Annotated in this window: 17 protein-coding genes and 3 pseudogenes; 6 read left to right on the top strand and 14 right to left on the bottom strand. The window is 57.0% G+C overall.

Annotation, left to right across the window (positions count from 1 at the left end; all coding sequences use genetic code 11):
- Positions 1–15: 15 nt before the first annotated feature.
- Complete coding sequence (locus tag ABI582_RS01530; protein ID WP_338746969.1) at positions 16–1,068, top strand: Gfo/Idh/MocA family protein; 1,053 nt, start codon at positions 16–18, stop codon at positions 1,066–1,068.
- Positions 1,069–1,099: 31 nt separating this feature from the next.
- Positions 1,100–1,915 (top strand): sugar phosphate isomerase/epimerase family protein, encoded by an 816-nt coding sequence (locus tag ABI582_RS01525; protein WP_338746970.1) that lies wholly within the window; start codon positions 1,100–1,102, stop codon positions 1,913–1,915.
- Positions 1,916–2,997: 1,082 nt separating this feature from the next.
- On the opposite strand, the gene ABI582_RS01520 is transcribed toward ABI582_RS01525, so the two are convergent.
- Positions 2,998–4,287, bottom strand: a complete 1,290-nt coding sequence (locus ABI582_RS01520) for an MFS transporter (RefSeq protein WP_371855216.1) — start codon at positions 4,285–4,287, stop codon at positions 2,998–3,000.
- Positions 4,288–4,594: 307 nt separating this feature from the next.
- Positions 4,595–5,008, bottom strand: coding sequence for a histone-like nucleoid-structuring protein, MvaT/MvaU family (locus tag ABI582_RS01515; protein WP_442118184.1), 414 nt, complete (start codon positions 5,006–5,008; stop codon positions 4,595–4,597).
- A 185-nt stretch (positions 5,009–5,193) separates the two neighbouring features.
- Here ABI582_RS01515 and ABI582_RS01510 point away from each other — a divergent pair.
- Positions 5,194–5,734 (top strand): annotated as a pseudogene (locus ABI582_RS01510) (IS66 family transposase); the annotation flags it as partial.
- A gap of 65 nt (positions 5,735–5,799) precedes the next feature.
- On the top strand, positions 5,800–6,060 hold the full coding sequence (locus tag ABI582_RS01505; protein WP_442118183.1) for a DUF6429 family protein: 261 nt from the start codon (positions 5,800–5,802) through the stop codon (positions 6,058–6,060).
- 30 nt (positions 6,061–6,090) lie between these two features.
- Here ABI582_RS01505 and ABI582_RS01500 read toward each other — a convergent pair whose 3' ends face one another.
- The 5 genes from ABI582_RS01500 to ABI582_RS01480 form a co-directional block, all read right to left on the bottom strand.
- Entirely contained in the window at positions 6,091–6,531 is a 441-nt protein-coding gene (locus ABI582_RS01500) for a hypothetical protein (protein ID WP_442118182.1), read from the bottom strand.
- A gap of 84 nt (positions 6,532–6,615) precedes the next feature.
- On the bottom strand, positions 6,616–7,083 hold the full coding sequence (gene imm9 / locus ABI582_RS01495; protein WP_442118181.1) for an Imm9 family immunity protein: 468 nt from the start codon (positions 7,081–7,083) through the stop codon (positions 6,616–6,618).
- 35 nt (positions 7,084–7,118) lie between these two features.
- Positions 7,119–11,711 (bottom strand): RHS repeat-associated core domain-containing protein, encoded by a 4,593-nt coding sequence (locus ABI582_RS01490; protein WP_442118180.1) that lies wholly within the window; start codon positions 11,709–11,711, stop codon positions 7,119–7,121.
- Positions 11,712–11,763: 52 nt separating this feature from the next.
- Positions 11,764–12,195, bottom strand: a complete 432-nt coding sequence (locus ABI582_RS01485) for a DcrB-related protein (protein ID WP_442118179.1) — start codon at positions 12,193–12,195, stop codon at positions 11,764–11,766.
- A gap of 45 nt (positions 12,196–12,240) precedes the next feature.
- Complete coding sequence (locus ABI582_RS01480; protein WP_442118178.1) at positions 12,241–12,753, bottom strand: bacteriophage T4 gp5 trimerisation domain-containing protein; 513 nt, start codon at positions 12,751–12,753, stop codon at positions 12,241–12,243.
- A 196-nt stretch (positions 12,754–12,949) separates the two neighbouring features.
- On the opposite strand from ABI582_RS01480, the gene tnpB reads away from it, so the two are divergent.
- Positions 12,950–13,309: an IS66 family insertion sequence element accessory protein TnpB gene (gene tnpB / locus ABI582_RS01475; RefSeq protein ID WP_442118177.1), complete on the top strand. Its 360-nt coding sequence runs from the start codon at positions 12,950–12,952 to the stop codon at positions 13,307–13,309.
- A gap of 18 nt (positions 13,310–13,327) precedes the next feature.
- Positions 13,328–14,838: pseudogene (tnpC, locus tag ABI582_RS01470) on the top strand (IS66 family transposase).
- Here the strand turns inward: tnpC and ABI582_RS01465 are convergent.
- From ABI582_RS01465 to ABI582_RS01435, 7 genes and pseudogenes are all read right to left on the bottom strand, one after another.
- Positions 14,831–15,161 (bottom strand): annotated as a pseudogene (locus ABI582_RS01465) (IS66 family transposase); the annotation flags it as partial. The pseudogenes tnpC and ABI582_RS01465 sit on opposite strands and share 8 nt — an antisense overlap.
- Positions 15,162–15,492: 331 nt before the next feature.
- Positions 15,493–16,494 carry a hypothetical protein gene (locus ABI582_RS01460; RefSeq protein ID WP_442118176.1) on the bottom strand — a complete coding sequence of 334 codons (1,002 nt, stop codon included), beginning with the start codon at positions 16,492–16,494 and terminating at the stop codon, positions 15,493–15,495.
- A gap of 24 nt (positions 16,495–16,518) precedes the next feature.
- On the bottom strand, positions 16,519–17,028 hold the full coding sequence (locus ABI582_RS01455) for a hypothetical protein (protein WP_442118175.1): 510 nt from the start codon (positions 17,026–17,028) through the stop codon (positions 16,519–16,521).
- Between the two features lie 9 nt (positions 17,029–17,037).
- Positions 17,038–18,288, bottom strand: a complete 1,251-nt coding sequence (locus ABI582_RS01450; protein WP_442118174.1) for a hypothetical protein — start codon at positions 18,286–18,288, stop codon at positions 17,038–17,040.
- Between the two features lie 4 nt (positions 18,289–18,292).
- Positions 18,293–18,649, bottom strand: a complete 357-nt coding sequence (locus ABI582_RS01445) for a DUF4150 domain-containing protein (protein WP_442118173.1) — start codon at positions 18,647–18,649, stop codon at positions 18,293–18,295.
- Between the two features lies 1 nt (position 18,650).
- Positions 18,651–20,006 carry a DUF2169 family type VI secretion system accessory protein gene (locus tag ABI582_RS01440; RefSeq protein ID WP_442118172.1) on the bottom strand — a complete coding sequence of 452 codons (1,356 nt, stop codon included), beginning with the start codon at positions 20,004–20,006 and terminating at the stop codon, positions 18,651–18,653.
- Between the two features lie 14 nt (positions 20,007–20,020).
- Entirely contained in the window at positions 20,021–22,087 is a 2,067-nt protein-coding gene (locus tag ABI582_RS01435; protein WP_442118171.1) for a type VI secretion system Vgr family protein, read from the bottom strand.
- Positions 22,088–22,121: the final 34 nt, after the last annotated feature.

Here is a 22,121-nt window from a genome sequence, read left to right as displayed (position 1 = left end):
CAAGAGGACAGGCTGTTGAACGCACCCCTTCGTATCGCCTTGATCGGCGCCGGCATCATGGGCCGCCAGCACTACCAGCACTTGCGTAACGTGCCGCAAGCCCAACTGTGTGCGGTGGCTGACCCCGGTCCGCAGGCCGAAGCTTTTGCTGCCGAATGTGGCGTGCCCTGTTTTGCCGGCCACCGGCAGATGCTGGAGCGTGTGCGCCCCGAGGCTGTGATCGTTGCCAACCCGAATAACCTGCATGTGGCTACCGCCCTGGATTGCATTGAGGCCGGTGTGCCAGTGCTGGTCGAGAAGCCGGTGGGCGTGCACCTGGATGAAGTCCGTGCGTTGGTAGAGGCATCGCGTAGTCGGGATGTACCCGTGCTGGTTGGCCATCACCGGCGCCACAACCCACTGATCGCCCGGGCCCACCAGGTGATTGCCGACGGCAAGCTGGGCCGGCTGATCAATGTCACCGCACTGTGGCAGTTGCAAAAACCTGATAGCTACTTCGAAACCCCATGGCGTCGCGAGCCGGGGGCGGGCTTCTTGCTGACCAACCTGATCCACGACCTCGACCTGCTGCGCCATCTGTGCGGCGAGGTGGTGCAGGTGCAGGCGTTCACCCGTAACGATGTACGCGGTTTTGCCAACGAAGACAGCGCCGCAGTGCTGTTGCAGTTCGCCAACGGCGCATTGGGTAGCCTGACTGGCTCCGACGCGGTGGCCGCCCCGTGGAGCTGGGAGCTGGACTCTGGCGAAAGCCCGATATACCCGCGCCAGGATGGCCAGCCGTGCTACCTGCTGGCCGGCACCCACGGGGCGCTGAGTATTCCCCAGCTCAAGCGCTGGCACTACGCCGAGGCGGGGTCGGGCTGGCACACGCCGCTGCTGCAGAGCGAAGAAACCATTCCTAGCGGCGAGGCATTGACCTTGCAGTTGCAGCATTTCGTGCGGGTTGCCCGCGGTGAGCAGGCGCCGCTGATCGACGCTGCCGACGCTGGCCGCACCCTGGCGCTGGTCGAAGCCATTCGCCAGGCCTCACAAAGCGGCCGAGCCTGTGCGCCCGAGCAGATTGCCTAAGCCGACCTTGACTTATTTTTGGTGACGAACAATGACTGATCGAATTTTCTCCCTCGCCGCCCTGACGGTCCTCGAACTGTCCCCGCCGGACATGGTCGAGGCAGCTGCCCGCGCCGGTTACAGCCACGTTGGCCTGCGCCTGGTGCCGGCCACCGAACAGGAGCAGCATTTCCCGCTGGTGGCCGACGCCGACCTGCGCCGGCACACCCAGGCGCGCCTGCGCGACACCGGTATCAAGGTGCTCGACCTGGAGATACTGCGCCTGAAGCCCGAAACCTGCGTGGCCGATTTCGAACCGATTCTGGCGGTAGGCGCCGAGCTGGGTGGCACAGAGCTGCTGGTGGCCGGCAACGACCCGGATGAAGCCCGTCTGACCGAGCGCTTTGCCGCGTTGTGTGACCTGGCAGCGGGGTATGGCATTTACCCGCATCTGGAGTTCATGCCCTGGACTGATGTACGCGACCTGAGCCAGGCCATGCGGGTGGTGGCCAACGCCGACCGCAGCAATGGCTGCGTGCTGGTGGATGCCTTCCACTTCAATCGCTCCGGCTCTTCGCTGGACGATCTGACCCAACTGGCGCCGCAGCGCATGCGCTACGCCCAGCTGTGCGACGTCGCCGGCCCGGTACCGGCCGACATGGACGAGATTCTGCGCCAGGCGCGAAACGAGCGGCGCTTCCCCGGTGACGGCGATGCCGACCTGGTCAGCCTGCTGCGCGGCCTGCCGCCCACCGTGCCGCTGAGCCTGGAAATCCCCACACGGCAGCTGCTGGAGCAAGGCATCAGCGGTGAACAGCGCGCGCGCATGGCGCTGGAGAAAGCCATGGCTGTGCTGGCCACCGTCTGATTTCGGCACCATCACGCAGTCTACCGCTTCACCCCTGTAGGAGCAGCCTTGTGCTGCGAAGAGGCCGTAAGGCTAAAGATATTCTTCGGCTGCAATGGCCTCTTCGCAGCACAAGGCTGCTCCTACAGGACTTGTGTTTCCCCTTGCAATCAACGCTGCCCCGACAGAAAACGCGCTTTCACGGTCTGATCATCAGCCCAGGAAAAGGGCCCGCAAGGGCCCCGTAGAGGTAAGTGGCTAGTGCCCTCAGGCGCTCTCCTGTGCTGGCCACCGTCTGATTTCGGAACCATCACGCAGTCTGCCGCTTCACCCCTGTAGGAGCAGCCTTGTGCTGCGAAGAGGCCGGTAAGGCTAAAGATTATCTTCGGCTGCAATGGCCTCTTCGCAGCACAAGGCTTCGCCTACAGGACTTGTGCTTCCCCTCGCAATCAACGCTGCCCCGACAGAAAACGCGCTTTCACGGTCTGATCATCAGACCAAAAAAAGGGCCCGCAAGGGCCCCGTAGAGGTAAGTGGCTAGCGCCGTAAGGCGCTCTCCTGTGCTGGCCACCGTCTGATTTCGGCACCATCACGCAGTCTGCCGCTTCACCCCTGTAGGAGCAGGCTGGTGCTGCGAAGAGGCCGGTAAGGCTACAGATTATCTTCGGCTGCAATGGCCTCTTCGCAGCACAAGGCTTCGCCTACAGGACTTGTGCTTCCCCTTGCAATCAACGCTGCCCCGACAAAAAACGCGCTTTCACGGTCTGATCATCAGCCCAGAAAAAGGATCCGCAAGGGCCCCATAGAGGTAAGTCGCTAGCGCCCTCAGGCGCTCTCCTGTGCTGGCCACCGTCTGATTTCGGAACCATCACGCAGTCTGCCGCTTCACCCCTGTAGGAGCAGGCTGGTGCTGCGAAGAGGCCGGTAAGGCTAAAGATTATCTTCGGCTGCAATGGCCTCTTCGCAGCACAAGGCTGCTCCTACAGGACTTGTATTCCCCTTGCAATCAACGCTGCCCCGACAGAAAACGCACTTTCACGGTCTGATAATCAGACCAAAAAAAGGGCCCGCAAGGGCCCCGTAGAGGTAAGTGGCTAGCGCACTCAGGCGCTCTCGACCTTGCGCGGTGCCATGAAGTACATCCACACCAGCGCCAGGAAATACATGGCCGGAATCATCGTGAACAACACGGCATAGTTGTTGTTGGTGGCGGTCAGCACGCTGCCGACGATCTGCGTCATGAACATCCCGCCAATGGCCGCGCACATGCTGCCGAAGCCGAACACCGTGCTCACCAGGTGCTTGGGCGTGTAGTCCATCACCAGGCTCCAGATATTCGCTGTCCACGCCTGATGCGCGCCTACCGCCAGCGAGATGGCGGCCACGGCGACCCAAAGGCCACTGGCGTTGGCGGCAAAGACGACGCTGACCATGGTGCAGGCAAAGATCAGCATCGACACCAGCCGCGCGGTGGTGGCGCGCACGCCACGGCCGATCAGCCAGGATGACAGGATGCCGCCGCCGATGCTGCCAAAGTCCGCCGTCAGCCAGATGATGATCAGCGGGATGCCCATCTGGGTCACGTTGATGCCCAGGCTGTATTGCTGGTTGAGAAACGGCGGCAGCCAGTACAGGTAGAACCAGAACACTGGCGCGGTTATCGCATAGGCCACCGCAAACGCCCAGGTGCCCCGCAGGCGCAAAATACGGCTGAACGGCACACGGGTCGGCTCGGGCTCGTCATCCTGCTGGATGTACTGCACCTCGCTCTGGCGCACGCTGGGGTGGTCTTCAGGGTTGTAGTACTTCAACACCCACAACACCACCCACACCAGGCCCAGGCAGCCCATGGCGATGAACGCTGCCTGCCAACCCCACACGGCGAGGATCAGCGGCAGCAGGGCCGGGGTGACCATGGCGCCGACGTTGGTGCCGGCGTTGAACAGGCCGGTAGCGATGGCCCGCTCACCCGCCGGGAACCACAACCGCACGGTCTTCACGCAGGCCGGGTAGTTGGCGGCCTCGGTCAGGCCCAGGATGAAACGGCAGACCATGAAGCCGGCCGCCGAAGTGGCCAGGCCATGGGCGCCAGTGGCCAGGCTCCACAGCAGTACGGCGAAGAAGAAGGCGCGTTTTACCCCAACCTTGTCGATCAGCCGGCCCTGCAGCAGAAAGCCGATGGCATAGCCGACCTGGAACCAGAAGTTGATGTTGGCGTAGTCCATCGCCGTCCAGCTCATCTCCTTGGCCAGCACGGGCTGCATGATGCCAAGGGCGGCGCGGTCGATGTAGTTCAGGGTGGTGGCGAAGAACACCAGGGCAAGCATGCCCCAACGGGTCTTGCCGACGCCAAAGGCGCCGCGAAGCTTGTCGCCAATCGAACCCTGATGCATCCGGGGCGCGGCGGGGGTGGTCTTGGTGTGGTTCATAAACTGCTCGTTTCTTGAAATTGTATTCAGCTGCGGTGCTACAGGTGCGTGACCAAGTCCCAGGCAGGGGGGCACGCAAGGCCGGTGCATGGTGCGCAGTGAAGGCGGCAGCGTCAATTCGAGAGACGGGCTACTGTTCGGTTACCGAACGGTTGCGTTGCCCTGTGGGCGCGGCAGGGATTCACGTCAATAAAGGGTAGAAGGCTTTCACCCTTGTTGCTTGATGGGCGCAGGCCAAGCACTCAAGGGCAGGCTGTGCTGCACAGCATGACTACAGGCCAGGTTTGTGCGTGCACACCGACCATGCAGTTGCCCAGCTTTCGACCTCGGCGCGGCCGTACTGCTGAATCCACAACCTTACGGTTTTGTGCAGGGTGCTTTTTGCTTCTACTTCCTCCCCGGTATGAGGGTTTATGTAGTATTTGCTTTGCCGAGCCCTGTAACGTGCGGACGATACGACAGGGGGCGGTTGTTGATAGGCATCGTAATCCTGGGTTGCGATTTCACTCTCGATGATGGCCAGTATGTTCGATAGATTGAACTGATATTCGGCAAGCAGGTTGTGGAGTTTGCTTTCAAATTCGAATTCGCGGATGAGGCGCGGGTCGATTTTTATGAATGAGAGTTCGGACTTTTTGGTCGCGAGTAGTCGTTCGAGGGCGCGGAACTCGGCGAGGCGGGACATGGTTAACCTCCATCGGGTGATGGGATTAGTGTTAGAGGTTGCCGAACGGAAATGCAAGCGGCGAAATAATTTGAAGGATTTTTCTTGGTAAACCACCATGGCTTTGTTTTTCGTGGAGTTGTTTAGCTTCATGAGCTTTGTGTAAGGATATTCCGACGCCGGAGGAACTGATGGTTTCAGGAAATTACCGCGGCTATGTCATGACCGACGACTATACCGGTTACAACGCGCTGGCCGCGCAGGACGGCGTGGAGCGATTGGGCTGCTGGGCGCACGCACGGCGCAAGTTCGTTGAAGCACAGAAAGTGCAACCCAAGGGCAGAACCGGGCGGGCAGACATCGCACTGAATTGGATCAACAAGCTCTATGGTATCGAGCGCGACCTTAAGGACGGCAGCGATGAAGATCGCCAGCTCACCCGCCAGGCGCAACTGGAGCAGGTTGGAACGCTACGTCGAGCACGGTTCTTTGCCGATCGACAACAACGTAGCCGAACGTGCCATCCGCCCGTTTGTCATCGGCAGAAAGAACTGGTTGTTCAGTGACTCGCTCAGATGGGCGATGGCCAGTGCGCAACTTTGCAGCCTGGTCGAGACGGCCAAAGCCACCGGCCAAGAGCCCTATGCGTGGCTGCACCACGCACTGGAACACCTGCCGCTCGCGTCCTCAGTGGAGGACTACCAAGCGCTGCTGCCATGGAATTGCACGTCTAAAATACATAGCTAAGTGCTTTACCCATCGCGGGTCAGGCCGGGCCTACGAAACGTTTGAAGAATAAGAGCGGAGTAACCATGGACTACGATGATAAATTGATTGAAGACGCAGTGCTTGCGCTGTTGGCAGCCTATAGCTCCGACAAAGGTAACGCCTGGAAAGGATTCGACTTCGAGATCATGAATCGACTGCATGAACAGGGTTTCATCAGTGATCCAGTTAACAGAAACAAATCCATCTGGTTGACGACTGAGGGAATGGAGCGAGGCCGGCAGCTAGCAGACCAATTGTTCGGGTTAAGGACTAAAGCGGGGCAGATGCCCGACTCGCAGACCTGACTTCCCTGCCCCTCATGTAACGGGTGGGGTTTATGGATCGCTTACGCTGCAGTCGCGGTAGCTGAGCAACTGACCGCAGGTGTTCCAGCTCAGGTACTTGTTCTTTTCGAGGGCATCGGTGACCTGGGTAACACGGCCTTCCGGGTCGTATTGATCCTGTGTCTCGCGCCCCAGCGGGTCCTGCTGCCAGAGCAGGTTGCCGTGGTTGTCGTAGCCGTATTGCCGAGTCCGCCCGCCTGTATCGATGACCTGGACCGGCAATGCCCAATGTCGCAAGTATTTGATGTGTTCGCTGCGGCCGAGGGGGTCGCGGGTTTCGATCAGGCGGCCGATATCATCGTAGCTGTAGCGCCATTCGCCCCCTTGTGGGTCGATGCTTTTCAGCAGTTGGCCGCTGACGGTCTCCTCTTGCCAGCAATTGCCGAAAGGGCGGTGTATTTGTACACCTTGTACATCGCCCTCCAATAACAACGAAGGGTGTTGGCCAAGGCTATCGATGACGAAGATCTTGCCGTACTAGAGGTGCCGGGTCGGGTGGCAAAACAGAATTTAATCTTATTCCTCAAATTGAATTTTGACGCCGTGACATGTTATGCCGGTTTCAAATATTTTTCTTATTGCTAGTTCGATGCTGTCTGTGATGAACTCGTCAAGGCTTTTGTAATTTGAGTATTGAGGTGTAATTGCTATAAATTTTTTCTCGTCTATAGCTAGGAAGTAACCGAGTTCCTTTGGGGGTAGGCCATATAATGCGTTTTCAATGCTGGGGGCTGGGATGGAGATTGAGATTTCAAATTCGTTGTCAGATGGGTATCTTGTTGTGCGCTTGTAAATGCCAATCTTATCAGTGGTTTTAATGGTGGCGGAGATTAAAATATTCCACCCATTAAGCTGTTCAGTGTTTATAGTTGGTCGCATTTTTGCTATGTATTGATTGATTCGGTCAGTAAGGTCCTTGATGTTGATTGAATCGTTAATGCATGGTGCTTCATTGGAGATAATGCATTTTATCGAGTTTGGCATGGTTGTCCTCTGGGGTTGTTCAGATTTTGGTTCAACTAAGGGCACGGTTTAGGATTGTAGCGGTTATCTCGCTCTTTATTGTGCGGTAACGCAAGCCCCTGATTTCTAAGGGTGCGAACTCTCTCTGCTTCAATTTCTTTCATTTCGCCCTTGGTGATGCTTTGGTGCGTGCTGATGATTTTGGCGTATGCATTCTCGAAGGTAAGGTCTTTTCGCACTTTCCTTGCGCTTGCATGAGCTCTTCTATTTGCCCCATTAGCCATGACATTTTCTGCTTTGCCGATGCCAGTTTTTCCATGACCACCCACCGGGTCAATTATGTCGTACAATACCCAGTCACCGATAGAGCTGTGGCTGTTCTTATTCCACCCCCATGGATCGATCCAAGTGAGACCGTTTGATGCGTATAAGTATAGGTTTGTGCCGCCCGCTAGTCCTATCGGATCTGTCTGTATAAACCGAGCTATATCTGGATCATAAAATCTAAAAGTGTTGTAGTGCAGTCCCGTTTCTCGATCAAGACTCTGCCCTTGATACCGTAGGTTCTGCTCTCTCGCCTGACATGGACTATGCCACTCCTCCCGCGTCTTCCCCCATCCCTGGTAGTCGCTGCGCCAGATTGCATTGCCATCAGCGTCAGTCAACTGCTCTGGCAGGCCTGCCAGGTTGGTGTGGAAATAGTGAATTGCCTCGCCACCCGGTCTGCCGTCGATCCGCGCCAGCGGGTCATAGCTCTCAAGATTGGCATACACATACAAGCTGGCCAGCCCGCTCTGCACTTCTTGAAGCAAGCGCAGCCCTTGCCAGTGGAACAGCACCCGCCGACGCGGCTCTGGGTAACCCTTCTGATAAACCTCCTTGCTGATCCGCCTCCCCAACGGGTCATAGGCAAACACTACACGCTCCCGCTCCCCACTGCGGTACTGCTCCACGCAAACCAGCCGCTGCTCGGCGTCATACTCGAAATACTGCACCCAGTTGCTGCCGATCCGCTTCTCGCACAACCGCCCAAAGCGGTCATAGCGGTAGCGCTTGTCCTGATACACCAACACCCGGTTGTGCTTGATCAGGCCATTGAGCTTGGGCCCGTCGAACAGATTGCCGGCCTTGTCATACTTGAAATCCTCGACCTGCGTGGCTTGCCAGTGGGGGCGTGACTGTTGGACGGTTTGCAGTTGCTCGTTGAGGTCGTAGCCGTAACGGTTGCGTCCCGAGTAGCTCTTGCCGGTGTGTGGCAGGTCATTGAAGCACCCGATGATCCGTTCGAGATGCGCGCTCTCATCGTTGGCAGCGTTGGTCATGCCCCGGCGCTGGGTCTGGGTCAGTACCTCGGCCACCAGGTTGTCGCTGGCATCGTAGCGATAGGCCTTGTCCAGCAGCGGCAGCACTTCAGCAGGGGCGTCGCGGTAATGGATGGCCTTGCCGGCCAGGCGACCGCTGCTGTCGTAGTGCGTGCGCGTGACCAGCTTGCCTTGAGTGCGCAGGACTTCGTCATGCACCGCATCGCGCTCGAAATCACTGATGACCCGCCCGTTGAGGTTGATCTGGTGCAGGTGCCCGCTGCCGTAGTACAGGTGGTTGAGTTCGCGCTGGTCGGGCAGGACCAGCGTCTGCAGGTTGCCCAGCTCGTCATAGCGGTACTGCAGCAGGCCAGCGCTGTTGGTTTCGCTGAGCAATTGCCCGTTGGCGTCATAGGTGTAGTCGAGTTGCTGTTGTTCTCCTTTGTTGTCCGTGAAGGTGATGGACAGCAGATTGTCGGCAGCGTCGTAGCCGTAGTCGGTGGTGCCATCTTCAGTGCGCTTGCTGAGAAGACGGCCGATTGCGTCGCGCTCGAAGTCATGACGGATGGCGGTCGTGCGTGTCGGCGGAGCGTTGTCGGACAGTGGCAGCTGTTCGTCAGGCGAGGGCACATGGGTAAGGCCAGTGACCTCATCCAGCACGTTGTAGGCATAGAGGCGGCCACTGCCATCCAGGTCCTGTTGCGCGACCAGCCGGTCCAGTTCATCCCAGCCGAAGCGGTATGACTCGCCATTCTCGTTGGTGAGTTGCAGTAACCGACCATAGGCGTCGTAGCGGAACTTGACGCTGTAACCCATGGCGTCCGTACGCTCGACTAACCGGCCGCTGCGGTTGTAGCGGAACTGCAGGCTTTTTTGCGCAGGGTCGATATAGCGCGTCAGTTGACCAGCGACGTCAATTTCATAGCGATCGATGCGACCGTCCGGGCGTTCGCTTTCTACCAGATAGCCACGTGCGTCATAGTGAAAGTGGGTATGTTCGCCCCGGGCGTTGATGCTTTCGCGCAAGCGGCCATGGGCGTCGTAGTGATACAGCGTCTGGGCATTGCTGCAGTCGCGGTAGCTGAGCAACTGACCGCAGGTGTTCCAACTCAGGTACTTGTTCTTTTCGAGGGCATCAGTGATCTGGGTAACGCGGCCTTCCGGGTTGTACTGATACTGTGTTTTGCGGCCCAGCGGGTCCTGCTGCCAAAGCAGGTTGCCGTGGTTGTCGTAGCCGTATTGCCGAGTCCGCCCGCCTGTATCGGTGAGCTGGACCGGCAATGCCCAATGTCGCAAGTATTTGATGTGATCGCTGCGGCCGAGGGGATCGCGGGTTTCGATCAGGCGACCGATATCATCGTAGCTGTAGCGCCATTCGCCTCCTTGTGGGTCGATGCGCTTGATTAGCTGCCCCGCGACAACTTCCGCCTGCCAGCAGTTGCCCACAGGGTCGATGTGTTTGTAGACCTCGTACAGTGGGCCCCAGTAGTAGTGATCACGACGGTTGAGGTTGTCCGTGACGAGGGTTTCGCCGTCTTCCAGGTTGTACTCGAACCGGTACTCTTCTCCATCGCTCCCCCAGTGGCGAATCACCCGCCACTCGTGATCGGGTTGGGGTTCCAGCAGCGGTGGCAAGCGGTAGGGCGTACCGTCTAAGCGCTTGGGAGTAGGGCGCTTTGAGGGAGTGTCGAAGCGAGCCCATTCGTATTCACGGACAGCACCGCTAGCCAGTTGATGGCTATTGAGATAGCCCTCGGGGGTGTAAGTGAAGCGGCGGACCCGTTGCTCCGTCGCATCCAGTACCTCGTGCAGTTGCCCGCTGTCGGTGTAGCGATAGCTAACCAGCAGTTCGCTGTGTTCTACAGTCGGTGTTCCGCCCTTCAGGAACACCCGCGATATGTCTCTGACCCGTCGGGAATGCCTGGCGTCATAATGAAGCTGCACGACCGTTTGGCCGTACTTTTCATAGAGGGCTTTCAGGCGCCCTTGTTCGTCGTACAGCAGGTCTATGCAATTGAGATTGCGGTCGCCGAGCCTGATCAGCCGTGAGCGTTTCGGGTTCAGCGGGTCGGTATCGAAGACCCGATAAAGCCCGTCATGGATATCTTCGACAACGGTCTGACCGTCCTCCAGCTGGAAGAAGGCCAAGCCGTCCACGACACTGACGAAAGCGACACCGGCGCTGAGGCGGCCCAGTTCCAGTCGGTTACCTTCCTCGTCAATGTAAATCCACAGTTCACCCCCATGGGGATGTTGTACACGTACGAGCTCAACCTCATACGGTACGCTCCATCCCATGCCTAATAGGCCATCGGGACGTCTATCATTGCTGTCGTAGCTTCGGGCCCATTCAATACCCACCAAGCCGGGAAGACTGAAGTCGATTTCCTCGGAGCCTACAAGGACCTTGCTACCCGCGGAAACCAGCACGGGGCTACCCTTATATGGGCAACTTTTGGATTTGGGTCTTGGTACTGGTGCGGTTGTGGGGCGTCTACGGGGCAGCCTGATTCTCCGTGAAACCAGCATCCCCGCAATAATCCCGGTAAACATCGCAATCTTGCTCTTGCCGTTGCGAATATCCCGGACCGTCGCCGTACCGCCGCCGATGCGTACATTGGGTGATACATTTTCATTCACATCAATCGTGGCATCGCAGGTGGTTTTATCACCTGCGCGCGCTGCGGGCTGGCCATTGATGAATACCTTGTCCGAGCCCTGCGCAATGAAGTTTTCGGGCAGTGGCGTGTGGCGGGAACAGCTGATCTTGTCATCTTCCTCGGGCTCTGAACCCGGGGCGGCCGGTGTCGTCACTGGCGGGTTGAAGATGTCACGTATGGCCATACCCAGCCCCACGAAAGGGATCAGATATGGCACTGCGGCCATGGCCATGGAACCAACGTTCTCCAGGATGGAGGGTTCCTCTTGATCAGCATCGGCTGTGCCGCCTCCAGGTGGGCCGGTGGTGCCGGCCGCGCGAGCAGCGGGCTCGCTGTTAATGAAAACATTGCCTGACCCACTCTCGATTTTGCCGTAGGGATCAGGGGCGTCCACGCTGTTGCCAAGCCCGTCGCAAAAGCTGGAAATGGCATCGCCGATAGTCTGGTCTTCGCCGACGGTAAGGGTGCTCATCGCACCGACGGCCACACCTGCGACCGCAGCGATGGCGAACCCCGCCGCACCGCCCGTAGCTACGGTGCCGACAACGGCCAAGCTGATGGCGGCGGCTACCGCTGCGGTGGCCGCAGCATAGATCACGGCCTCGGCAACCGCGCTGAGCATTTCGGCGGCAAGCGATGGATGAAGAATTGCGTCGCCCATCCGGGCGGCATGAACAGTCTGCGCCATTGGCTGTAGCTCCTAGCTATCCGAAAGTCCTTGTCTTGAACCATGGAGTGGTTCAGGCAAAGCGGAGCTCGCCTTTGATAGCGCGCCAGTGGCTGATATCGTCGTCACTCAAAGGCCCGGGCTTGCTGTAGTTGAGCACCAGCATCCGTTGCTGCCCCGGAACCAGGCAGGCCGCCTGAAGCTGGTAGTGGGGCTTGTCGCCGACCATCATTTGAATCGCCATTTCCCGCCCGTCCACGTGATGCTCATTTCTTCCAAGGCGAGTCACTTGCGCGGGGGTGAGGGTCAACGCCTGTGATTTCCTGCGTAATATCTTCAGTTGGTCGTCTAGGGCCGCGTCCAGGGTCTTGTTGTTTTCGACAGGGCTACGCGCTATCACCAACGTGGTTTGCCTGCTGGCAAAGCGCAGCATGTTCAGCGTCAGATCCTCGGGGGCCTCGTCACCCAGATTGAGGATCACATCGTGCGTCAAGTATTCGGTCATTTCGGGGAGTCCTTTTCAGTTCAATGCTGGGCGGCAGCGAGAGCGCTATTCGAAATGCCCATCCACGTCGGCCTCGATAGAGCCGCTGTCGCGCCCGTTTGCTCCCGCGCCTGCCGAACCGCCAGTGGGGTTGAGGTCTAGCTTTGCCGCCAAGGTGTTGATCTGCCCGGTCTGCTGTGCGGTGAAGTTGAAGGTCTCGCAGCTGATGTTCAGCGTGCCATTGGCCTGCATCTCGATCAGGGTCTTGCCGCACTTGAGGCGCAGGGTGTTGCCTGCTTCGACTTCATAGTCGCCCGCGATGAGGTCGTTCTTGCCGCCACCTACTTTCAAGGTGTCGTTGGCTTTTACGACGCGCAGGCGATTGCGGCCGATGGCGACCGATTCGTCCTGGCCAATCTGGTGGGTACGATCGACGCCCACGGAGAGGGACTGGTTGTTATTGACTAAGGTGTTCTGATCTTTCTGGGCGTGAACGAACACTTCCTCCTTGCCCAACTCATCCTCGAACCGCAGCTCGTTAAAGCCATCCCCCTTGTGGGTCTGGCTCTTGATGGTCATGCGCGTTTTGTGATCGGGCAGGTCGTAGGGCGGCAGTTGGTCACCGCAGTAGGTGCGCCCGGTTATCATCGGTTGGTCGGGGTCACCAATGCGCTCAGACGCAAACGGTCTGTAAGCGCTCCATGAACCCCACATTCAAAGCCGCTGCTTGATCCCGGATGCTGTGCTCCCGATTTATTTCTGGAACCCGCCAACCATGATGCGTCCCGATGCAAAAGTCGAAAAAGTGTATCTGTACTCCAAGCCCGTCGACTTCCGAAAATCCATCGACGGTCTGGCAGCCTTGGTCGAGTTGGACATCAAGGTCGCGGTGTTCGACCCTGTGCTTTTCGTCTTCTTCAACAAGCCACGCAATCGCGTGAAGATCTTGTATTGGGAGCGCAACGGCTTGTGCCTTTGGCTCAAGCGCCTGGAGTCTGAGCGTTTCAAAACATCGCCCGATGTGACCGACGAAGCAATTGTCCTGAATGTCCAGGAGCTCAATTGGATGCTCGACGGCTTTGACCTTTGGCGTAACCGTCCCCATCCGGTTTTGACGCCACGATTCGTAGCCTGATTCGGTATAATCCCGGGCATGAATTTCGTGCCCGACAACCTTCCTGATGATCCTGAATTGCTCAAGCAGACGCTTGCGAAGATGCAGTCCAGAATGGGCGTGCTCGAAGAGCAAGTTGCACTACTAAGGCAGCGCCTGTTCGGCCGAAAATCAGAGCAGGCCGTCGGTCCGGCAACGCCTCAAACGGCGTTGTGCAATGAAGCGGAGCACGAGGTCGAATTGGCGTGCGAGACCACTGAAGAAGAGGTCGTCGCACCCGCAAAGCGCCGTGGCAAGCGTAACCCATTGCCTGCCGATCTACCGCGCATCGAAGTCATCCACGAACTGCCCGAGCATGAGCTGACTTGTACCTGCGGTTGCCGCAGACACGCCATTGGCGAGGAAGTCAGCGAGCAACTTGAAATCGTCCCGATGCAGATACGGTTGATTAAACACGTTCGTAACGTCTAGGGTTGCCGCGACTGCGAGACTTCACCGGTCACTGCAGACAAGCCGGCTCATGTGATTGAAAAAAGCATGGCCAGCCCGAGCGTTCTGGCGATGCTGCTGACCACTAAATATGTGGACGGTTTGCCGCTTCACCGCTTTGAAAAAAGTACTGGGCCGCCACGGCATCGATATCCCTCGCCAGACCTTGGCACGCTGGGTTATCCAGTGCGGCGAACACTTCCAGCCGCTGCTGAATTTAATGCGCGACAGCCTATTGGCCAGCCGGGTCATCCATTGCGATGAAACGCGGGTGCAGGTGTTGAAAGAGCCTGACCGCGAGCCAGGCAGCCAGTCATGGATGTGGGTGCAAACCGGCGGCCCGCCGGATAAGCCGGTGATCCATTTTGACTACTCCACCAGCCGAGCGCAGGGGGTGCCTACGCGCCTGCTCGGTGGCTATCGTGGTTACGTCATGACCGATGATTATGCCGGTTACAACGCACTGGGCGCCCAAGCTGGAGTTGAGCGCTTAGGATGCTGGGCCCATGCGCGTCGCGAGTTCGTTGAAGCACAGAAAGTGCAGCCCAAAGGTAAACGGGGCGCGCGGATATCGCGCTGAATCTGATCAACAAGCTTTACGGCATCGAACGCGACCAAAAGGCTTGCGGCGACGCTGAACGTAAGATCGGTCGTCACGAACAAAGCCTGCCGATACTGGTTCAGTTGAAAAGTTGGATCGAAAAGACGCTGCCACAGGTCACTGCTCAGAACGCCCTGGACAAAGCTATCAGTTACCTCGCCAGTAACTGGAGCAGGCTGGAGCGATACATCGAGGAAGGCTACCTGCCGCTGGACAATAACGCCGCTGAACGCGCGATCCGCCCCTTCGTGATCGGAAGAAAGAACTGGCTGTTTAGCGACACGCCCAAGGGCGCGACGGCCAGTGCTCAACTTTACAGTTTGGTCGAGACTGCCAAAGCCAACGGCCAAGAGCCTTATGCGTGGCTGCGCCACGCACTGGAACGCCTGCCAACGGCAAGATCGGTTGAAGATTACGAAGCTTGCTGCCGTGGAACGGCTCACCCGCATCGCCTAGCTGACCGCGCCAGCCATATTAAGATCGGTGGGGTTTATGGAGCGCTTACAACTCTCTGAATCAGTGAGGAGCAGGCCGAACGTGTGGCTCATTGTGCAGACACCCACTGAGGACGCATGCGGTAAGCATTCCAGTGTGTGGCGCAGCCGCGCATTATGGCTCTTGACCGTTGACCAGGCTGTAAAGTTGTGCGCTGGCTGTGGCGTCTTTGGGCGTGTCACTGAAGAACCAGTTCTTTATGCCAATGACAAACGGCCGGATGGTACGTTCGGCTGCGTTGTTATAGATCGTGTTCAACGCGCGTTCCAACTTGCTCCAGTTGCTGGCCTAGACGCTTTGAGTGTGGGGTTCATGGAGCGCTTACGATAGAATGTGGCGCAGACAGCAGATCTTGACGGTGGCTTGTCCGAGAAGAGCACGGTGCTAAAGTGTTACGTTGCTGATGCAACCTATCGAAAGCAGCCTGTTATTTCGCCGCTTCCAAAGAAGCGCAATCTAAACCTTGATTTGCACAGACCGTTTGACGGTCCCAGTTCCCGGCTGTCTGAAAGAGAACCGCCGGATCGTGACACGCTTCGACAAGCTCCGAAAATTATGCCGCCAAGGTCTCACTGGCTTGCTCCACGCGGTGTTAGCGACATCTCTTTTCGTAGAGAACCTAGTCGAGCAGATCACTTCTATATCCGGTACGTAGAATTCGAATAGACTCAATGCAGTTGTCAAGATTGTCGAAGTTGATCAGCACCGATAGCTTGGGTAGAAGCCATTGGCAAACCCCAGAAGTTTTACTGTCGTGCCAGTAGTTAGCGTTCTTGCCAATCCTTTCTTCCAGTTTCGATGGCGATTCATCAAAGTTTATGTCGAATGGTAAGGTTCCTCTCCAAGCTGTTGAACGTCCTAGCCGATCGCGACACATGTTAATGCCGCTGAATGAAGGGCGTCCATCGGCAGCTGGCCTTGCTTTGTCGAAGTATAGAGCGAAGCCGTATTCGTGTTTTCTTTCTACAATTTCCTGTTCTGCTTCAAGAACTAAGTTGGTAGGCTCAAAGTCTTGGAATGCGGCTTGGAATGCGGCGGCGGCAGGAGAGCTTCCAAAGAGGGCATATACTTGGTCAGGAGTGGGGTATCGCCTTGGGGGAACGGGTGTTTTCGATGCTGGCATTGGAATTCCCAAGCTAATGTCAAAAATTCCATGCTCTTCCTGTTGGTTGATATCGCCCGGTTGATAGGTTAGTCGGATGTGATAGTCAGGCAGCCACCAAGCGTCGCGTTTGTAAGCATGAAGATGATGATCCCACCCTGCAGCTGCAAGCTTGCCGCGAGCTGAAAGTCGATCATCATTCCATCGTAAATCGAATGGTAATTCACTGTCTGGAAAACGTCGCATGACACCAGGTATCCCGGCGGTGATGGCGACATTTGTAAGGATGAGCGTGTTGCTTCTGCCATAAGACCTAACCTGAAAGCCTTCCCAGTAGTTGCGTTCGCTGAAAGAAAGAAGCATCCCTCTTGCCTTTATTTTTAATATTGCCTCGTAAGGACTTTTCGCTGGTCGAGCTAATTCAGGTCTTCGCTTAACTTCAAGTGACTGAAACATCTCTTCAATTGCTGGGTCTGAAGAGCTCTTGCCAAAGAGTTTTACAATGTCTTGGATTTTCATATGTATTTCTCGCTAGGGTCGCTCTTATATTTCATTGCGGTTAATAGGTACTCCAATGGCTATGCAGCGAATTGCCTTTTCATCTCCTGAAAAGTCAATTGTTATTTCTGTTGATCCAATATTCCACATGTCTACCTCTCCGCTTAAGCCCATTTGTGTGGCTTCTCCGAATCCGTCGTCACGAAATTTTTTTCTTGTCGCTTCTCTAGAGGTATAAAAATTCAATCCATAAGGGAGTATGCTCGAGTATGTAGGCTTTTTCTTTCTAACTCCCCAGAATACTAGTTTCGTCAATGTCCATGGGCCGTCATCTATGTCATGATATGGGATGTTTTCGAGTAAGCCAATATCTTCGAATTCAAGTTGCAATCCTTTTTCATCGTTCGACCAAAATCGGTGCCCCACGAGACCTAATGGGTGTGGTTTCAGGTCCTGTTCGCTGATGTTTAACTCGGAAAGCATCTTCTGAGCGGGCTCCGATCGCGAATTTTTGCCTACTGCTTTGACTAGTGCTTCGGTATTGATTGTGCTCATTTGGATCTCCTAAAGTATATTTTTCCAAGGGTTGGTCGTTTTCTTTCCGGTTATTGTATCGGTCAAAAGCTTTATTAGGAAATCATCATATTGTTTGTTGGTTATTTTGCCTATCTCTCCGGTGGCTTGCTGGAGGGCGCTAAGGCATTGATGGTTTTTGTCGCTTCGCCTCATGTTTTCGCGGTGGTTTCTGCTTTCGTCTCTTGCGATTTTCTGTAAATCTCTTGCGTGACTTTTATTGTCTGGGTTGCTGTTTGTGATCCCATCGCGATGAATTTTCTCGGGGATACTCACTGCTTGGCCGTGGCGCTCAATTTTCCTCCTTAAAGTTTTCAGCTGCTCGTCATCTAGCGTCTGCCCTGTCTTCGCAAGAAGATTCTTTGCTTGTTGGAGCAGTGCAGCTTGGGGGGGGATGTGATCACGCTCCATTCCCGCACCGATAGCATCAAAGTTGACCAATTCGCTGTAACTTCCCTTCTGTCCACATTTAAGTTGGGCTTTGGGTTTGCTCTTGCCGCCAGGGTCTTTATCATTTTTACCGTTACTGGCTGTATCGCTTTGAACCTTCTGTTCGAATTTTTCAGCAGTCTCATTGCGGACATTTCTCTCAGTGGCTTCTTTAGCACCTTTGGCTGATGCTTCAGCCACTGCGTTCGCGCCGTGCCGCCCGACTTTGCCAGCTGTACCCAAATAGCCTACAAAAGGAATAGCTGAAAGCAAAGACAGCGCCGCACCCGCATAGTCACCCCGTGCAAGGCTGATGCCGGCGTTGGCTACGTCGGCTAGCTCGCCGAACACCGGGATCAGACCCACAACGTCCAATCCTAGCTGCAGGCCATCCAGTATTTCATTGCCTGTAATACCCTCTGCCGATGTTTCGCTTTCTACCTTCGGGTTGGAGTAATCCGCAGCAGCGCCGGTGGGGGGCGTTTCGCCACTTACTCTACCGAGGGTGTTGCCATTTGGTGTTGTGGTCGCACCGCTGTTCTTCGATGATGGGTAGAGTTGAGTGTAGGTCGGTATGTCTTCCAAGTCAGTCAGTTCCCTGCGGAACGCCTCCTGACGAAGGGCCTCATACTCCTTTTCACTCAGTGTCAGGGCTTTGCCCCACTCGTTGACCCCATCGGCGAAATCAACCAGCACCTTGCCGGTGCCGTCAGTCTGCACGAACATTCGGTCCGGGCCTCCTGGGAGCTTGCGTAGAGGCACTTCCTTTACCTGGACATGCAGTGTGTCCAGTTGAATGGGCTGTTCACTCATGGCATCAACTCCCATTCATCCAGAACAGGTCGCCATGACGAACCAGGTAACGCCCCTCGGCACGCACGGAACTGCTGTGCTCCAGTGGGTGACACTTGCCCTCGACAGTGCCGCTCTTGAGGCCTTTGGCCTTGCCAGCTGCGTCGCCGATGGTCTTGGGTGTAAAGCTACGTTTGTAGACCACAACCGGATGGCCATTGGCGCGTACGCTCTTGGCAACCCCAGTGCTGGTATCGAGCTCTGCTGTAACTGGATAGGGCACCGGTGGAGTGCTGCTTCCCATGGGCGTTTTGCAAACATCGGGGGCGATGCTGACGACCGTCCATTTGCCCTGTTGGCGGGCCATTACGTTGTCGGCCATGTCACACCTGCTCCCTATCGCCGCGTTTTGCGCGCCGGATGATGGGAGCGTCAGGGTTGGTCTCAAACCGTGCTTCGAGGACACGGATATCGAGCGACCCTGGCAGGCTGATGCGGTGGGTCATCGACAGCGTCATGGCATCGGTATCGATACGTAGCGTGTCGGTGAGCATGGGCAGCGGGAGCATCACACCGTTGGTCATACGCATGAGTACGAAAGGTCTGTGCCCAGGTAACTGGAAGTCACAGCGTCCGTCAGCGCTCAATGATGGGTCGGTCAGATTGAACAGCGTGATGCGCGCATTGGGCGCCGGGTGAGTGACCTGTTGATCGGAGGGGGCACCGTTCCAGTAGGTGAAGTCGAAGTCTTGCGGCAGACCTGGCCAGTGATTGTCTTGCCAGGTTTGATCATAGGTGCCGGCGAGTGCCAGACGTGGTGACCAAGCACGGCCAATGACGCCAAAGCCTGCGGGCGTGTAGCCATACCCATTGGCCACATCGGCCATAGCGTATGCATCCAGCGGGCCCGCAGGGCGCCGTGTGCGAACGAGGCGTTCAATGGGATCGTCCAAATGTTCTATTTGGGGGCCCGGCAAGCGCTCAAGGAAGTCGCCCGTCAGCTCGTAATGCAGCTTTCCATGGTGGTGCTCGAGCCATCCACGGCCTAATGGGTTGCTAAAGCAGACTTCGTTGAGTAGAAACTCGGGAGCATCGGATGCGCGCCCAAATTGTGGGTTGGCGATTTGGCTCGTTCCCCCAAAAGCCCGCTCCCAGCGCAGCGGTACGCGGGTGGCGAGTTCTGGTTCGGACAAACGCCAACCTAGTAGCCCATGGCGAAACTCACGCGGGCCGGTAAAGCGAAGTGTTTTGTCCAATAACAACTGCGGCGTGCGCTGCTCCCTATTACGTCGCCGCACGTCCAAGATATTGGCCTGATGCTCTTGCAGTTCGGCGGCGGTGAGGCAAACACCCGGTGCACGCTTTGGCGGCGCTGGATCAGGTAGTTCGATTCTGGGGCGGGTGGATGTGATGCGTAACCCAGCCTCCCAAGTGAGTGCCGGACGTCCTGCAGGTGCGTGTGAGTGGCCGACTACGATCACATCGCAGCGGGGTTTGAAGGGCGCTAGGTCGCTTTCTTCAAGTACAGAGCTGAAGCCGGGTTCACCATGGTAGGTATCGGCTGTACATAGTCGCAGCGGGTCTTCATCAACGACGATAGCGCGACAGTGTCCTGGCTGATTTTCAATCGGTTCAAGGCGGTAGCCGACCTTCATCGCGATAACCGGATGTTCCTGTCCGTCAGGCGCGAGCGCACTGAAGCACATGACGTCAAACGGCGTCAGGTTGCGAAATTCCATGTTGGGTTACCCCTTCAGTTGATATCGACGTCCTTGCCGTTGATTTGCACAGGCCCTGTGGCACTGAAGTCAAAGTTGCTGCCGTTGATCAGCACGGTCCCATCGGACTTCATGACCAACGTGGGTTTGCCCACCGTGATAGTGAGCTCGTCGCCTGCGGTGATGTTGAAGCGGTTGCCGACTATCACGGACTTGTGGATGCCGACCTGTTCGCTTTGACTGAGGCCAACCGTCGTGTTCATGGCCGCGCCTACACTGACCTGATACCCCGCCCCAATGGTCAACGCCTTCGCCAGTCCGATCGTCTCCGCCTTGGCCAGCGCGATGGTCTCAGTCTTGTTCGCCCCGATGGTCACACTGCGGTTGGCGCCGATGCTGATGGTTTCGTTCTTGCCAACGTCTTCGGTACGGTGGTCACCAATGGAAATGGTTTCGTTGTGGTCTACGCGTTCGCTGCGGTTGTTGCCAACGAAGGTGGTTTCGTTATTTTTGACGACGTTGTTCTGGTCTTTTTCGGCATGGATGAATACTTCCTGACGGCCTAACTCATCCTCGAAACGCAGCTCGTTGAAACCATCCCCCTTGTGGGTCTGGCTCTTGATGGTCATGCGCGTTTTGTGATCGGGCAGGTCGTAGGGCGGCAGTTGGTCACCGCAGTAGGTGCGCCCGGTTATCATCGGTTGGTCGGGGTCACCATTGACGTACTGGATGATCACGTCCTGGCCGATGCGCGGGATGGCCATCGAGCCCCAGCTGCCACCGGCCCAACCTTGCGATACGCGCAGCCAGCAGGAACTGAACTCGTTGTTCTGGCTTTCGCGGTCCCAGGGGAAACTGACTTTTACCCGGCCCCATTCATCGCAATAGATCTCTTCGCCCGGTGGGCCGACGACGGTGGCCATGTGTGGGCCGTCGATTCGCGGCTTTTCCAATGGCGCAGGGCGCCATTCGGTTCGACCGGGGACCAGCACGGCGGTCTGCTCGTAGCGCGTGCTTGCATCGACGTCGGCGGCTTCTTCCTGCAGGCTGGTGAACTGGGTGCCTTTATGAATAACGGTGTTCACCCGCCAGTGCGCATTGAGGTCTTCACGCGGGTGACCGGTCAGGGTGAAGCCAAGGCCCGGTTGCAGGCGCACGTCATCGCCCTGGACCTCGGCAATACGGACGTCATGGCGCAGCGCTGTGATGCGGTTTTCAGTGAACGGCTTGCCCACGGCATCGCGTTTATAGCGGCCTGGGTATTCGAAGTATTCGTACTCTTTGGACTGATGCTCCAGGAAGGGGCCGGCGGCTCTGTGCTCCTGGCGGTAGGCAGGGTTGGTAAAGGTATAGTCGCGCTGCACTTGGCGGGCAGTCCGCACCTGCTCGCTGTAGCGCAAGCGGCGAAGGCAGGGTTTGGCTTGATCGCCACCGCTGTTCGCTTGGTACAGGACGGTGTCAGGGTGTACGGACTCGTCGGCATCAAAGAAGCCCTCGTCTTCATCCTCGTCCTTGACGGCCCCATGGCTGATCAACCCGAGTGATTGCAACCGATCGGTAATGATCAGCTTGTGCAGCTTTGCACTGTGCGCGAAGCGGTAGACGAAGCCTTCTTCAGCAGCCAGGCGGGCGATGAACGCCAGGTCCGTCTCGCCGGCCTGAACGCAGAACTCGCGGACCTGATGGTCCATGTTGGCGCGCAATTCGTACTGGTTGATACCTTGGCGCTGGAGCATCAATTCAAGAATCTGCGGCACGGTCTTCTGCTGGAAGATGCGCCAGTTCGAGCGCAGGTTGGCGCGAGCCAGCTGTGGCTCGATCAGCGCGTGATAGTAGGTGCGGTAGAAGCCACTTTCCGCCTGGCTGAAGCGGCTGACCAGACCGTGCACGTAACGCACCGGGCGTTCCGCTTCCCAGATGGTGAAGAGTACGGGTTTGTCGAGCAGGTGGCCGAAATCGATATCGTTTTCGAAGCTGATCAACTTCAGCTCCAGTTCGAAAGGTGTGCTGATCCCTTCTCGGAGTTCGAACGACACCACTTCGAATTCAGCTTTACCAACCAGCGGCTGGAAGCTGTAACGCAAATCAGATTGGCTAGGCATAAGCAATCCTTGTCCGCCGTCTGAGGTGACACAA

This window comes from Pseudomonas sp. SAS7 (genome assembly GCF_052112345.1).
Classification (GTDB): Bacteria; Pseudomonadota; Gammaproteobacteria; order Pseudomonadales; family Pseudomonadaceae; genus Aquipseudomonas; species Aquipseudomonas putida_Q.
The sequence above is the reverse complement of the archived record's forward strand: the minus strand, read 5'-3'. Positions and strand labels throughout refer to the sequence as shown.